We start from the raw sequence: 13,028 nt of genomic DNA, 5'->3' as shown, positions 1-13,028 counted from the left end.
GTCAGCCCTCGGCGCGTAGCGCCTGGATGCGCCGGTCCTTCTCGATCCAGAGCTGGTTGACCCAGTTCTGGATTGTTTCGCGAAACACCGGATCGTTTTCGTAATCGCCTTGCCACAGTGCCGGGTCCAGTTCGCGGGTGTGGATGTCGATGATCACCTTGGGCACGTTGCCGCTGAGCAAATCCCAGAACCCCGGAATCTTCTGCTGCGGATACACCACCGTCACATCGAGAATGGCGTCCAGCTGTTCGCCCATCGCCGCCAGCACAAACGCCACACCGCCCGCCTTGGGCTTGAGCAGGTGGGTGAACGGTGACTGTTGTTGGGCGCTTTTCGCCGAGGTGTAGCGGGTGCCTTCCAGGTAGTTGACCACGGTTACCGGCTGGCGCTTGTACAACTCGCAAGCTTGTTTGGTGATCTCCAGGTCCTTGCCGGCCAGCTCCGGGTGCTTCTCCAGGAACGCCTTGCTGTAGCGCTTCATGAACGGATAGTCCAACGCCCACCAGGCCAGGCCCAGGAACGGCACCCAGATCAGTTCTTTCTTGAGGAAGAACTTGAAGAACGGTGTGCGCCGGTTCAGCGTCTGGATCAGCGCCGGGATATCGACCCAGGACTGATGGTTGCCAATCACCAGATACGAGGTGTCGCCGCGCAGCTCATCGCCGCCGCGAATGTCCCATTGAGTAGGAATGCACAGGCGGAAGATCAGCTTGTCGATCTCGGCCCAGGTTTCGGCAATCCACATCACCGCCCACGAGGCGTAATCGCGAAAGTGCCCCGGCAGGAGCAGTTTGAGCAGCGCGAACACCATCAAGGGCCCGAACAGGACCAGGGTGTTGAGCAATAGCAGCAGGGTAACGAAACAGCCGGTGAGCAGGCGGCGCATAGGTAACTCTTGAAAGCGTGTGGGCGCGCCATGATAAGCAGCTTCGGTTGGCAGGCCAAATCGGTGGTGACGAATGTTTCACTTTCGCGGCGGTATGCTGGAAAAGTTCTGTAGGCGCTGCCGCAGGCTGCGATCTTTTGATTTTGGCCATTTCAGCGTCCGTCGAAATCAAGATCACAAGATCGCAGCCTTCGGCAGCTCCTACGCTGATATCGAACGAATTCAAAGGCAGCGGTTCTAAAATCCCGCTGTCCACTCTCCAAGGAAGCCCCTTACGTGAAATCTCTCCTTGCACTGCTTACCCTCGTGGCCCTGCCGGTCCTGGCCGCCGAGCCGACCCTGTACGGGCGTTATGAATACATCGCGCTGCCGGAAATCGGCGGTGAAGTCCTCAAGGCCAAAATGGACACCGGCGCCCTGACCGCGTCGCTGTCGGCCAAAGACATCGAAACCTTCACCCGCGACGGCGACGAGTGGGTGCGCTTTCGCCTCGCCACCAAAGGCGCGAGCAACAAGGTCTATGAACATAAGGTTGCGCGGATCAGCAAGATCAAGAACCGTGCCGATGAAGAAGATGAAGACAAGGTCGTGAGCGAAGTGACCAAACGCCCAGTGGTCGATCTGGAACTGTGCCTGGGCAACGTCAAGCGCACCGTCGAGGTCAACCTCACCGACCGCAGCAGCTTTAACTACCCGCTGCTGATCGGCGCCAAGGCCCTGCGCGAATTCGGCGCGGCAGTGAACCCGGCGCGTCGCTTTACAGCCGACAAACCCGACTGCTGATTGACGGCGAATCAGCCTTGGGGCACCGTTCGCCCACTTAACTTGCGGGCTCGGACGCCATGCCTCATATCCTGATTGTCGAAGACGAAGCGGCGATTGCCGACACCCTGATTTTCGCCTTGCAGGGCGAGGGCTTCACCACCACCTGGTTGAGCCTTGGCGCGGCGGCGCTCGAACATCAGCGCGCCACGCCCGCCGACCTGATCATTCTCGATATCGGTCTGCCGGATATCAGCGGCTTCGAGACCTGCAAGCAGTTGCGGCGTTTCAGCGACGTGCCGGTGATTTTCCTCAGTGCCCGTGACGCCGAGATCGACCGCGTGGTGGGCCTGGAAATCGGCGCCGACGACTATGTGGTCAAGCCGTTCAGCCCTCGGGAAGTGGCGGCGCGGGTCCGGGCGATTCTCAAGCGCATGGCGCCACGACCGGTGGCGGAGGTGTCGGAGGTGGCTTCAGCGCTGTTTCGCGTCGACGGCGAACGGGTGCAGATCAGCTATCGCAACCAGCCGCTGAGCCTGACTCGCCATGAGTTTCGTTTGCTGCAATGCCTGCTGGAACAACCTGAGCGAGTCTTCAGTCGCGAGCAATTGCTCGATGCGCTGGGCGTGGCCGCCGATGCCGGTTACGAGCGCAGCATCGACAGCCACATCAAGAGCGTGCGCGCCAAATTGCGCCTGGTGAAGGCCGACGCCGAGCCGATCCAGACTCATCGCGGCCTCGGCTACAGCTACAGCCCGGGGCACAGCTGATGTCACTGGGGATCCGGATTTTTCTGGTCTACGTGCTGTTCATCGGCCTGACCGGCTACTTCGTGCTCAACACCGTGATGGAAGAAATCCGTCCCGGTGTACGCCAGTCCACCGAAGAAACCCTGGTGGACACCGCCAACCTGATGGCCGAAATCCTGCGCGACGACTTCAAGGCCGGCACCCTCAGCCAGAACCGCTGGCCCGAGTTGCTCAAGGCTTATGGCGAGCGCCAGCCGAAGGCGAAAATCTGGGGACTGTCGAAGAATCAGGTCAACCACCGCATTTACGTCACCGATGCCAAGGGCATCGTGGTGCTGGATTCCAGCGGGATTGCGGTGGGCCAGGACTACTCGCGCTGGAACGACGTCTACCTGACCCTGCGTGGCGAGTACGGCGCGCGTTCGACGCGCAGCAACCCCGATGATTCGAACTCGTCGGTGATGCACGTCGGGGCACCGATTCGCGATAACGGCCAGATCATCGGCGTGGTGACGGTGGCCAAACCCAACAGCTCACTGCAGCCTTACGTCGATCGCACCGAGCGGCGATTGCTGGTGTATGGCGCCGGGCTGATCGGCCTCGGTTTGTTGTTCGGTGCGCTGTTGTCCTGGTGGCTGAGCGCGGCGCTGCGGCGGTTGACGGCCTATGCCCAGGCCGTCAGTGAAGGCCGCCGGGTCGAGGTGCCGCATTACCGCGGCGGCGAGCTGGAGCAACTGGCCACGGCACTGGAGCACATGCGCACTCAGCTCGAAGGCAAAGCCTACGTCGAGCGTTATGTGCACACCCTGACCCATGAATTGAAAAGCCCGCTGGCGGCGATTCGTGGCGCGGCGGAGCTGCTGCAAGGCGAGATGCCGCCGGCCCAGCAGCAGCGCTTCGTCAGTAACATCGACAGCGAAAGCGCGCGCATGCAGCAGTTGATCGAACGACTGCTGAACCTGGCGCAGGTCGAACAACGCCAAGGATTGGAGGAGCGGGTGGCGGTGCCGCTGGCGGACTTGGTGGAAGGACTGTTGAGCGCCCAGGCTGCACGAATCGAAGGCAGGCAGTTGCGTGTGGAACGGCAAATTGCAGCGGATCTGAATCTGCTTGGCGAGCCGTTTCTATTGCGCCAGGCGCTGGGCAATCTGCTGGAGAATGCCCTGGACTTCACCCCAGCGCATGGCGTGCTGCGATTTTGTGCCGAACGAGTCGGTGAGCAGATTGAGTTCAGGCTGTTCAACCAGGCCGAGGCGATTCCCGACTATGCGCTGCCGCGTTTGAGCGAGCGTTTCTACTCGCTGCCGCGTCCGGACAGTGGACGCAAGAGCACCGGTTTGGGGCTCAACTTCGTTGAGGAAGTGGTCAAGTTGCATGGTGGTGTGATGAGTATCGGCAACGTCGACGGCGGTGTTCAAGTGCGTTTGCGGTTGCCTTCAGGCCGCTGAAGATCGCAGCCTTCGGCAGCTCCTGCGCCGAGCGCAAATTCCACACACTCTCCACATTCTTCCCACAAAACCCCCACATACCCAATCCAGACTTTCCCCATCCAAACAGGGAGAGTCCCATGAACCGAAGCCTGACCCTAAAACTCGGGGCAATAGCCCTGCTGATTCTGTTGCTGCTGATCCCGCTACTGATGATCAACGGCGTGATCCAGGAGCGCCAGCAACTGCGTGACGGTGTACTCGAAGACATCGCCCGCAGTTCCAGTTACAGCCAGCAATTGAGCGGCCCGCTGATGGTGGTGCCCTATCGCAAAACGGTGCGCACCTGGAAAACCAACGAAAAAACCAACCAGCGTTATCAGGATGTCGGCGAGGAGCGCGGGCGTTTGTATTTCTTGCCGGAGCGTTTCGAACTCGACGGCCAGGTCCAGACGGAGCTGCGCGCCCGGGGTATCTACGAGGCGCGACTGTTCCATGCCGATAACCGCATCAGCGGGCATTTTTCGGTTCCGGCACAGCTGGGCATCAAGGAGGACTTCGCCGATTACCGCTTCGATCAGCCGTTCCTGGCCGTTGGCATCAGCGACATTCGCGGCATCGAGAATGCGCTGAAACTCGAACTCAATGGCCAGAAGCTGGATTTTGTACCGGGTAGCCAGGTGGGCTGGCTGGGCGAGGGTGTGCATGTGACGTTGCCGGCGCTGGACACCCAACAGGCCACGGAGCTGGCCTTCGGTTTCGACTTGCGTCTGCAAGGCACCGGCCAATTACAGGTTCTGCCGGTGGGCAAGACCAGCAAGGTTTCACTGGCGGCCAATTGGCCTCACCCCAGCTTCATCGGCAATTACCTGCCGGCCCAGCGGGAAATCACCGATCAGGGCTTTACGGCCAATTGGCAGACCTCGTTTTTCTCCACCAACCTGCAAGAAGCGTTGAACAGTTGCGTGTCGGGCGGTCATTGCGAGGCGTTCAGCGGTCGCAGTTTCGGCGTGAGTTTCATCGACCCGGTGGACCAGTACCTGAAAAGCGACCGGGCAATCAAATACGCATTGCTGTTCATCGTCCTGACCTTCGCCGGTTTCTTCCTGTTCGAAGTGCTGAAAAGCCTGGCGGTGCACCCGGTGCAGTACGCCTTGGTGGGGGTAGCGCTGGCGTTCTTCTACCTGTTGCTGCTGTCGCTGTCCGAACACATCGGCTTTGCCCTTGCGTATCTGCTGTCGGCGAGTAGCTGTGTGGCGTTGATCGGTTTTTATGTCTGCCATGTGCTGCGCAGCGTGCGTCACGGTTTGAGTTTTTCGGCGGGGTTGGCGGCGTTATACGGGCTGCTTTACGGCTTGTTGAGCGCCGAGGATTACGCGCTGTTGATGGGCTCGCTGTTGTTGTTCGGGCTACTGGGTGTGTTCATGGTGCTGACCCGCAAGCTGGACTGGTACGGGATCGGGCAGAAAACCGCGAAGCCCTTGGACTTTGATATAGGTGCCGTGGAATGAGCCGGTGGTTGGGGTTGCGCGAGGATCAGCGAGTGGGTGAGGTGTTGGCGACGCGGATTTGCCAGTTATTTCCGTCAGATCCGGTGTGGTGCCATCGCGAGCAGGCTCGCTCCCACATTGGAACTCAGTTGCGCACCTATTGTGTGAACAACACAAATCCCCTGTGGGAGCGAGCCGGCTTGCGATGAGGCCGGTACAGCCAGCGAAGATTTAAGCCTTGGGCATCGTCGCGATCATCGAAGGCCGCTGACTCACTTCGAAATACCACTCGGCCAACTTTGGATTTTCCTTGCGCCATTCCAGATCCGGATGGCGCAAATCCAGATAACCCAAGGCACAGGCCACACTGATCGCTGCCACATCGAAATGGCTGGTCAGCTCGGCAATCGCATCGGCCTCCAACAGCGCCAGGGCGCGACGAATCTTGTCGCGCTGACCGTCGAGCCATGCGTCCCAATGTTTCTCCGGTGAGCGCAGGGCCACTTCATAGCGAATCATCACGGCGGCATCCATGATCCCGTCTGCCAGAGAAGCCAGGGTCAAGCGCCGCCAGCGCGCCGAGCCTTCACGAGGAATCAGCGGATTGCCGACGTGCTGGTGATCGAGGTAATCGAGGATCACCCGGCTGTCGTACAACACATTGCCGTCGGCCAGGCGCAGCGCCGGAATCTTGCCCAGCGGGTTGTCTTTATTGAGAGCCTGATCCGGGCTGACCGGCGTGAGCTGGCAGGCTTGCAGCGCCACGCGGTTCGTTTGGCCGGTCTCGTACAGCAGCACCATGACTTTGCGAACAAAGGGCGAGGCGGGGTTGTGGAACAAGGTCATGCTGGGGGCGGACATGGCGGCATCTCGATCATGGGCAGTGTCGGGAGCATAGCGCTTTGGTGTTTGAGCTCAAGCTCGTTCCCACAGCAATTGTGTCGTTTGCCGATTTCGTGAACAGCACAATCCCTGTAAGAGCGAGGCTTGCCCGCGAAGGCGTCAGAACAGGCGCCGCTGATTCAGAAAGAAGGCGCTTGCCGCCGCCGCTTCCACTGACTCAGCCGCTGCTGCAGGTTCAACGGGCTATGAATCTGCTGCTGTCGCGCCCGGCTGAACAAAATCAGCATCAGCTCCGCCGTTGCCAAGGCATCGGCGCTGGCGTTATGCCGTTCGAAGACCTCCAGCTTGAACCAGTCGATCCACTCATCCAGCCCGGCCTCGCGAAAGTGTGCCTGGGGGCAAAGCAGCGGGGCGATGTCTGCCACGTCCAGAAACGGATGCTGCAGCTTGTAACCCAGATGTTCTTTCAGCGCACGCCCGAGCATGTGCTGGTCGAACGGCGCATGAAACGCCAGCACCGGACTGTCGCCGACAAACTCCATGAACTCGAGCAAGGCCTGCACCGGGTCGCTGCCCGCGGCAATGGCGCTCGGGCCCAGCCCATGAATCAACACGCTGGGGCCGAGTTTGAGTTCAGTGCATTGCAGCGTGCGTTCGAACTGCTGACTGAAGTCGATCGCGCCGTCCTCGATCACCACGGCTCCGATGGACAGCAGCCGATCCTTGTTCAGATTCAGCCCGGTGGTTTCCAGGTCGAGCACCACCCAGCGTTGCTCGCGCAGGCTGCAGTCGCTCAGCTGGGCCACGGCCGGCAAGCGCTGCAGACGGTGTTGCAGTTCGCCGGGCAAAACGGGACTGGCCGGGCGCAGCCATGAAAACAGGCTCATAACTGATACCGCAGGGTCAGGCTGCTTTGCAGGCGTTGGGCCTGGCGCAGGGATTCTCGCAGGATGCGTCGGTCCAGATGATTGAGGCTGTCGGGATCGACCCGGTTTGAGTAGGGCAAGTTCTCTCGGGTCTGTAGCTGATGTTGCTGCATGCGGGTTTGCTGGATGAAGTGATACGCCTCCTCATAGGCCGCGCCGTCCAGCTGTTCGATGACTTCTTTTTCCACCAGTTGGCGAAAGCGCTCCAGGGTATTGTTGGCGTCGATGCCGTGGGCCAGGGCCAGCACTCGCGCGCCGTCGACGAATGGAGTCAGGCCCTGGAGTTTCAGGTCGAGGGTGGCTTTCTCGCCATTCTTGCGCGCCAGCACGAATTCGCGAAAACGTCCTACGGGCGGACGGTTGCGCAGGGCGTTCTCGGCCATCATGCGCTGGAACAACCGGTTGTCGCCGACCTGATCGAGAATGCCTCGGCGCAGTTGCTCACAGCCTCGCTCATCGCCCCAGACCACGCGCAGATCGAAATAGATACTCGACCCCAGCAGGTTTTCCGGCGTTGCCTCGCGGATAAACGCCGCAAAGCGTCGTGCCCACTCGACCCGGGACAAACACAGCTCGGGGTTGCCGGCCATGATGTTGCCTTTGCACAAGGTAAAGCCGCACAGCGCCAGGCTCTGATTGACCTGCTGGGCGATGGGCAGCAACTTGCCGCGAATCTCGGCGGCGTGGGCCGCATCGCGAGCTTCGAACAGAATGCCGTTGTCCTGATCAGTGTGCAGCGTCTGTTCGCGGCGGCCTTCACTGCCGAAGCACAGCCAACTGAACGGCACGCCGGGGTCACCTTTCTCCGCCAAGGCCAGTTCGATCACCCGGCACACGGTGTGGTCGTTGAGCAGGGTGATGATATGGGTGATCTGCGTCGAGGACGCGCCGTGGGCCAGCATCCGCTCGACCAATTGGCCGATTTCGCCGCGGATCGCTACCAGGTTCTCTACCCGTTGGGCGCTGCGGATGGTCCGCGCCAGGTGCACCAGATCGACCCTTTGCAGGGAAAACAGGTCACGCTCCGAAACCACGCCGCACAGGCGCTGATCCTTGACCAGGCAGACGTGGGCGATGTGTCGCTCGGTCATGGCGATCGCTGCGTCGAAGGCACTGTGGTCCGGCGTCAGGAAAAACGGCGCCCGGGTCATGTGCCGCTCGATGGATTCATTGAAATCGCTGGTGCCGTTGGCCACCACATGCCGCAAGTCGCGCAGGGTGAAAATGCCCAGCGGCGCCTTTTGTTCATCGACCACCACAATGCTGCCGACTTGCTGATCGTGCATCAGCGTCACCGCTTCACGCAGGGGGGTGATCGGGCTGCAGGTAACCGGGTGACGCATGGCCAACTCGCCCAGCCGGGTATTGAGCGAATACTGGGTGCCGAGGGTTTCCACGGCTTTTTGCTGGACTTGCTGATTGACCTGGTCCAGCAAGCTGCTGACACCACGTAGGGCAAAGTCGCGGAACGGGTTGGACAGTGCGAACAGTTTGATGAACGCGAGCTTATTCAGCTGTAGGCAAAAGGTATCTTCGGCCGCCAGATGTTCGGTGCGGGTTGCACGTTCGCCCAGCAGCGCGGCAAGGGGGAAACACTCGCCGGTGGTGATTTCGAAAGTGGTTTCGGTGCCGCCCTTGGCCGTGTGCGGGCGTTCCCCCACGACCCGGCCCTGTTTGACGATGTAGAAATGCTCAATCGGGCCATCGGCAGGTTTGATGATGCTCTCGCCGGGGGCATAAAAACGCAGCTGGCATTGCTCCACCAGATAGGCCAGGTGGGCGTTTTCCATCTGATTGAAGGGTGGGAAGCGCTGCAGGAATTGCAAAGTGCCCTGGATGTTCTGCAATACCGCGGTTTTCCCTGCCTGGGTGAAGGCGTCCGCTTTACTCATAACCATTACCGCAGTCTTTTTCTGATGGTTGTGTCGGATCGTTGTGTCAGATCGTTCCAGGCATGGTCGACCCCTGCGGGCAGGGTGCCCATTGGACGTAAGTCTAGGTAGGCAGTGCAGCGGCCGGAATATGGGAAATGTCTGACACAACGGTGGGAAAAACCTCCTACATTGTCTATTGGAAAAGTTTCCGACGAAGTGCACATTGAAGTCTGCTGAGCGATGTCTGACACCCTGTATCAGGGATCGCATCGAAAACGTTGAGAACGCCATGTCCGACCACGATATTTTGAGTGATGCCGAGCGCGAAGCGCTCAGCGCCATCATGCTGGAACCAGACTTGCCGCCGCAGCGGGTGCTGATCGTCGATGACGATAAGGATGCCCGCGAATTGCTGTCGGAAATTCTGGGGCTCGATGGCATTTACTGCATGACGGCGGCCAGTGGCGAAACGGCGCTCAAAATGCTGGAAGAGAAGTCATCGATCGGTCTGGTGATTACCGACCTGCGGATGGGGCACGTCGATGGCCTGGAGCTGATCCGCCAGGTGCGGGAATCGCCACGTGCGGCGTTGCCGATCATCATCGTTTCCGGCGACGCCGACGTGAAGGATGCGATCGAAGCCATGCATTTGCACGTCGTGGACTTTTTGCTCAAGCCCATCGATAGCGAAAAATTGCTTGAGTTGGTCAAGCATGAGCTGGGGATGGATGTGTAGCGGCACAAATGAAAAGCCCTGATCTCTCGATCAGGGCTTTTTCACGTCCGGCGTCAGCGTTTACTCAAAGGCCGTTGGCAGCCTTGAACTCACGACGACGACGGTGCAGGACCGGCTCGGTGTAGCCGTTCGGCTGTTTGGTGCCTTCGACCACCAGCTCGACCGCCGCCTGGAAGGCGATGTTGCTGTCGAAGTTCGGGGCCAGCGGGCGGTACAGCGGGTCGTTGGCGTTCTGACGGTCAACCACCGGCGCCATGCGCTTGAGGCTTTCCATCACTTGCGCTTCGGTAACGATGCCGTGGCGCAGCCAGTTGGCGATGTGCTGGCTGGAAATACGCAGCGTCGCACGGTCTTCCATCAGGCCGACGTCGTTGATGTCCGGCACTTTCGAGCAACCTACGCCCTGGTCGATCCAGCGCACCACGTAACCGAGAATGCCCTGGGCGTTGTTGTCCAGTTCGTTCTTGATCTGTTCCGCAGTCCAGCTCGGATTCACAGCCAGCGGGATAGTCAGGATGTCGTCCACCGAAGCACGCGCACGTTTGGCCAGCTCGGCCTGACGGGCGAACACGTCGACCTTGTGGTAGTGCAACGCGTGCAGCGCAGCAGCGGTCGGCGATGGAACCCAGGCGGTGTTGGCACCGGCCAACGGGTGAGCGATTTTCTGTTCCAGCATGGCGGCCATCAGGTCGGGCATGGCCCACATGCCTTTACCGATCTGGGCACGACCTTGCAGGCCGGTGCTCAAACCGATGTCGACGTTCCAGTTCTCGTAGGCACTGATCCACTTCTCGGCCTTCATGTCGGCCTTGCGCACCATCGGGCCGGCTTCCATGGAGGTGTGGATTTCATCGCCCGTGCGGTCGAGGAAACCGGTGTTGATGAACACTACGCGCTCGCTGGCAGCCTTGATGCAGGCCTTGAGGTTGACCGTGGTACGACGCTCCTCGTCCATGATCCCGACTTTCAGCGTATTGCGCGGCAAGCCGAGGACATCTTCGATGCGACCGAACAGCTCATTGGTGAACGCGGCTTCCTCCGGGCCATGCATCTTCGGCTTCACGATGTAAACCGAGCGGGTGCGGCTGTTCTTGCGCGAGCTGTTGCCGTTGAGGCTGTGGATCGCCGCGAGGCAAGTCACCAGACCGTCGAGAATGCCTTCCGGCACTTCGTTGCCGTCTTTGTCTAGGATCGCGTCGATGGTCATCAGGTGACCGACGTTACGCACGAACAACAGCGAGCGACCGTGCAGGCTCAGTTCGCTGCCATCGACGGCGGTATAAGTGCGGTCGGCGTTCATGGTGCGGGTAAAGGTCTGACCGCCCTTGGAGACTTCTTCCGACAGATCTCCCTTCATCAGGCCGAGCCAATTGCGGTAGATCACCACTTTGTCATCGGCATCGACCGCGGCAACCGAGTCTTCGCAGTCCATGATGGTGGTCAGCGCGGCTTCCATCAGGATGTCTTTGACACCGGCCGCGTCGGTCTGGCCGACCGGGGTGCTGGCGTCGATCTGGATTTCGAAGTGCAGGCCGTTGTTCTTCAGCAGGATCGCGGTCGGAGCCGCTGCATCGCCGTGGAAACCGATCAGTTGAGCATCGTTGCGCAGGCCTGTATTGCTGCCGCCTTTGAGCGCGATAACCAGTTTGCCGTCAACGATTTTGTAGCCGGTGGAGTCGACGTGGGAGCCGGCAGCCAATGGCGCGGCTTCGTCGAGAAAGGCGCGGGCGAAGGCAATGACCTTATCGCCACGCACCTTGTTGTAGCCTTTGCCTTTTTCCGCGCCATCCGCTTCGCTGATGGCGTCGGTGCCGTAGAGCGCGTCATACAGCGAACCCCAGCGGGCGTTCGAGGCGTTGAGCGCGAAACGCGCGTTCATTACCGGCACCACCAACTGTGGGCCGGCCATGCGGGCGATTTCGTCATCGACGTTTTGCGTCGTTGCCTGGAAATCGGCCGCTTCTGGCAGCAGATAACCGATGTCTTGCAGGAAGGCTTTGTAGGCCACCGCATCGTGCGCAACACCTGCACGAGCCTGGTGCCAGGCATCAATGCGAGCCTGGAAATCATCGCGTTTGGCGAGTAGGGCTTTGTTCTTCGGTGCCAGGTCATGGATGACCTTGTCGGCACCGGCCCAGAACGTGTCGGCGGTGAGGCCGGAACCGGGAATGGCTTCGTTGTTCACGAAGTCGAACAGGACTTTGGCGACCTGCAGGCCACCGACTTGAACGTGTTCAGTCATTGCTTGCCTCACTCTGCTCAGCTATTTCGCTTTTCAGCTCTTCAATTTAACAATCAAGCCTCTGGCCATTTAAACCACAAACCCTTCTACCAGTACATGCCATTGCTGGCGGCTGGGTTCGGTCCGATCAACGGCGTTGCGGCCTTGCTGACGGGGCTTTCAGGGTTGCGAGTGTGCCTGCGGCAGACATCGATCCAACGTTATGTAGTGCGCGCTGCGGCATACTACATGATGAATTGCGGTTGTGAAAATTAGACTAATTACGTCGTTCTGCGACCCCATGACGCATTGCAGTCATGTCGGGGAACGGGATGTTCTCAAAAAACTATTGGATTGTTCCAGCTAAATATAAAAACTTGTACACGATTTATTGTTGGCCGTCGGATCGGCGGTGTCTTCTTCGCCAGGCGATACGACATCGAATTCGGACCTGCCACGGCGCCCGTCTCACCCTTGCCTATACTTGCCTTTCCATAACAAAAGTCATGACAAGAGGGCTGCGCCATGGACCATCTCGTACTCACGGTATTCGCCCCGGACAAGCCCGGGCAGGTCGAGCGCATTGCCCAATGCATTGCCGAGCACGGCGGCAACTGGCTGGAAAGCCGCATGTCGCGCATGGCCGGGCAGTTCGCCGGGATTCTTCGGGTGGGCGTACCGGCCGAAGCCTACGATGAACTGGTAGACGCCCTACAGGGGCTGTCGACCCAGGGCATCCGCGTGATGATCGCCGAAAGCAGCATCGAACAATCCTGCACCTGGAAGCCGATTGCCATGGAACTGGTGGGCAATGATCGTCCGGGCATTGTGCGGGACATTACGCGTCTGCTGAGTGAGCAAGGGGTGAGCCTGGAGCGGCTGGTGACCGAAGTGCGTCCGGCGCCAATGAGCAGTGAGCCGTTGTTCCATGCCGAAGCAATTCTCGCGGTGCCCCTGACCTTGTCGCTGGAGGTGCTGCAATCGCGCCTGGAAACCCTGGCCGACGATCTGATGGTCGAATTGGTGCTGCGCAGCGAACCTTGAACAGGTTATCCAAGTTATACGTGCACCTGCCTGTGGATAACCTGTAGAGACACCCCGCCAGCCCACGCCG

General features: G+C 60.0%; 11 protein-coding genes. 6 read left to right on the top strand and 5 right to left on the bottom strand.

Annotation, left to right across the window (positions count from 1 at the left end; all coding sequences use genetic code 11):
• Nucleotide 1: 1 nt before the first annotated feature.
• On the bottom strand, nt 2–886 hold the full coding sequence (locus AC1D2Q_RS18970) for an acyltransferase (protein ID WP_477814175.1): 885 nt from the start codon (nt 884–886) through the stop codon (nt 2–4).
• A 276-nt stretch (nt 887–1,162) separates the two neighbouring features.
• Here AC1D2Q_RS18970 and rloA2 point away from each other — a divergent pair, with 276 nt between their 5' ends.
• The 4 genes from rloA2 to creD all read left to right on the top strand — a co-directional run bounded on the left by rloA2 (nt 1,163) and on the right by creD (nt 5,335).
• Nucleotides 1,163–1,669, top strand: a complete 507-nt coding sequence (gene rloA2 / locus AC1D2Q_RS18965; RefSeq protein ID WP_019580694.1) for a retropepsin-like aspartic peptidase RloA2 — start codon at nt 1,163–1,165, stop codon at nt 1,667–1,669.
• Between the two features lie 59 nt (nt 1,670–1,728).
• On the top strand, nt 1,729–2,418 hold the full coding sequence (gene creB, locus AC1D2Q_RS18960) for a two-component system response regulator CreB (protein ID WP_477814174.1): 690 nt from the start codon (nt 1,729–1,731) through the stop codon (nt 2,416–2,418).
• Nucleotides 2,418–3,845 carry a two-component system sensor histidine kinase CreC gene (creC, locus tag AC1D2Q_RS18955; RefSeq protein ID WP_477814173.1) on the top strand — a complete coding sequence of 476 codons (1,428 nt, stop codon included), beginning with the start codon at nt 2,418–2,420 and terminating at the stop codon, nt 3,843–3,845. Before creB ends, creC begins: the two co-directional genes overlap by 1 nt.
• A gap of 119 nt (nt 3,846–3,964) precedes the next feature.
• Nucleotides 3,965–5,335, top strand: a complete 1,371-nt coding sequence (creD, locus tag AC1D2Q_RS18950; protein WP_477758724.1) for a cell envelope integrity protein CreD — start codon at nt 3,965–3,967, stop codon at nt 5,333–5,335.
• Nucleotides 5,336–5,545: 210 nt separating this feature from the next.
• Here creD and AC1D2Q_RS18945 read toward each other — a convergent pair whose 3' ends face one another.
• The 3 genes from AC1D2Q_RS18945 to AC1D2Q_RS18935 all read right to left on the bottom strand — a co-directional run bounded on the left by AC1D2Q_RS18945 (nt 5,546) and on the right by AC1D2Q_RS18935 (nt 8,981).
• Nucleotides 5,546–6,175 (bottom strand): glutathione S-transferase, encoded by a 630-nt coding sequence (locus AC1D2Q_RS18945; RefSeq protein WP_477814172.1) that lies wholly within the window; start codon nt 6,173–6,175, stop codon nt 5,546–5,548.
• 161 nt (nt 6,176–6,336) lie between these two features.
• Nucleotides 6,337–7,044, bottom strand: a complete 708-nt coding sequence (locus tag AC1D2Q_RS18940; protein ID WP_477814171.1) for a 3'-5' exonuclease — start codon at nt 7,042–7,044, stop codon at nt 6,337–6,339.
• Nucleotides 7,041–8,981, bottom strand: a complete 1,941-nt coding sequence (locus AC1D2Q_RS18935; protein WP_477814170.1) for a putative nucleotidyltransferase substrate binding domain-containing protein — start codon at nt 8,979–8,981, stop codon at nt 7,041–7,043. Before AC1D2Q_RS18935 ends, AC1D2Q_RS18940 begins: the two co-directional genes overlap by 4 nt.
• A gap of 265 nt (nt 8,982–9,246) precedes the next feature.
• Between AC1D2Q_RS18935 and AC1D2Q_RS18930 the strand changes: the two genes are divergently transcribed.
• Nucleotides 9,247–9,693 carry a response regulator gene (locus AC1D2Q_RS18930; protein ID WP_477814169.1) on the top strand — a complete coding sequence of 149 codons (447 nt, stop codon included), beginning with the start codon at nt 9,247–9,249 and terminating at the stop codon, nt 9,691–9,693.
• Nucleotides 9,694–9,757: 64 nt separating this feature from the next.
• On the opposite strand, the gene AC1D2Q_RS18925 is transcribed toward AC1D2Q_RS18930, so the two are convergent.
• A complete protein-coding gene (locus AC1D2Q_RS18925) occupies nt 9,758–11,935 on the bottom strand; it encodes a malate synthase G (protein WP_477814168.1) in 2,178 nt (725 codons plus the stop codon).
• A 504-nt stretch (nt 11,936–12,439) separates the two neighbouring features.
• On the opposite strand from AC1D2Q_RS18925, the gene AC1D2Q_RS18920 reads away from it, so the two are divergent.
• A complete protein-coding gene (locus AC1D2Q_RS18920) occupies nt 12,440–12,958 on the top strand; it encodes a glycine cleavage system transcriptional repressor (RefSeq protein WP_007936467.1) in 519 nt (172 codons plus the stop codon).
• The last annotated feature ends 70 nt before the right edge of the window (nt 12,959–13,028 follow it).

Source organism: Pseudomonas sp. P1_A1, from assembly GCF_056406935.1.
Note: the sequence above shows the minus strand (reverse complement) of the source record. Positions and strands in the feature narration are given on the sequence as shown.

Excerpts from the sequence above, each read along its gene's own strand:
- AC1D2Q_RS18970 (WP_477814175.1), bottom strand. The coding sequence starts at position 886 with ATGCGCCGCCTGCTCACCGGCTGTTTCGTTACCCTGCTGCTATTGCTC.
- creB (WP_477814174.1), top strand. The coding sequence starts at position 1,729 with ATGCCTCATATCCTGATTGTCGAAGACGAAGCGGCGATTGCCGACACC.
- creC (WP_477814173.1), top strand. The coding sequence starts at position 2,418 with ATGTCACTGGGGATCCGGATTTTTCTGGTCTACGTGCTGTTCATCGGC.
- creD (WP_477758724.1), top strand. The coding sequence starts at position 3,965 with ATGAACCGAAGCCTGACCCTAAAACTCGGGGCAATAGCCCTGCTGATT.
- AC1D2Q_RS18945 (WP_477814172.1), bottom strand. The coding sequence starts at position 6,175 with ATGTCCGCCCCCAGCATGACCTTGTTCCACAACCCCGCCTCGCCCTTT.
- AC1D2Q_RS18940 (WP_477814171.1), bottom strand. The coding sequence starts at position 7,044 with ATGAGCCTGTTTTCATGGCTGCGCCCGGCCAGTCCCGTTTTGCCCGGC.
- AC1D2Q_RS18935 (WP_477814170.1), bottom strand. The coding sequence starts at position 8,981 with ATGGTTATGAGTAAAGCGGACGCCTTCACCCAGGCAGGGAAAACCGCG.
- AC1D2Q_RS18930 (WP_477814169.1), top strand. The coding sequence starts at position 9,247 with ATGTCCGACCACGATATTTTGAGTGATGCCGAGCGCGAAGCGCTCAGC.
- AC1D2Q_RS18925 (WP_477814168.1), bottom strand. The coding sequence starts at position 11,935 with ATGACTGAACACGTTCAAGTCGGTGGCCTGCAGGTCGCCAAAGTCCTG.
- AC1D2Q_RS18920 (WP_007936467.1), top strand. The coding sequence starts at position 12,440 with ATGGACCATCTCGTACTCACGGTATTCGCCCCGGACAAGCCCGGGCAG.